The organism is Enterococcus sp. C102(2024) (genome assembly GCF_040888205.1).
Taxonomy (GTDB): domain Bacteria; phylum Bacillota; class Bacilli; order Lactobacillales; family Enterococcaceae; genus Enterococcus; species Enterococcus faecalis.
The window spans coordinates 1-489 of record NZ_JBFOHH010000023.1; the positions used below are offsets into that span (position 1 = coordinate 1).

A 489-nucleotide genomic window follows, 5' to 3' on the forward strand; every position below is an offset into this window, starting at 1 on the left:
ATTTTTTAAATGAAGCAAAAACTTTTTATTTTGCAACCGTTGAAGGAGACCAGCCAAGGGTCAGACCGTTTAATGCAGCCATGGAGAGGAATGGCAAGGTCTATCTTGGTACAACCAATCAGAAAAAAGTTTATCAGCAGTTATTGGCAAATTCAAAGGTGGAAGTCTCAGGTATGGCAAAAGGAAAATGGATTCGGCTCACCGGCGAAGCCGTAATTGATGATACCGTGGAAGCAAGGGAAGCAATGCTTGAAGCAAATCCGCCTTTGAGAGATTGGTATAGCGCTGATGATGGGAAATTCACCGTATTTTATTTGAAAAACATGCAGGCAGTTTTATATTCCTTTACAGGAGATCCGGAGATATTAGATAATTAATCAAAACATGCAGCCCAAGTGTAGAATGAACTGACCCCCATAAGTTAGACCAAAAATCTAACTTATGGGAGGTCATTTTTTATGGCAAAATACAGTTATGAATTTAAGTTAC

Annotated in this window: 1 protein-coding gene; it reads left to right on the forward strand. The window is 39.1% G+C overall.

What is annotated here, in order from left to right; all coding sequences use genetic code 11:
- A partial coding sequence (locus AB3I34_RS13990; protein WP_368027858.1) for a pyridoxamine 5'-phosphate oxidase family protein occupies positions 1-377 on the forward strand: 377 nt, incomplete at its 5' end.
- Positions 378-489 lie beyond the last annotated feature (112 nt).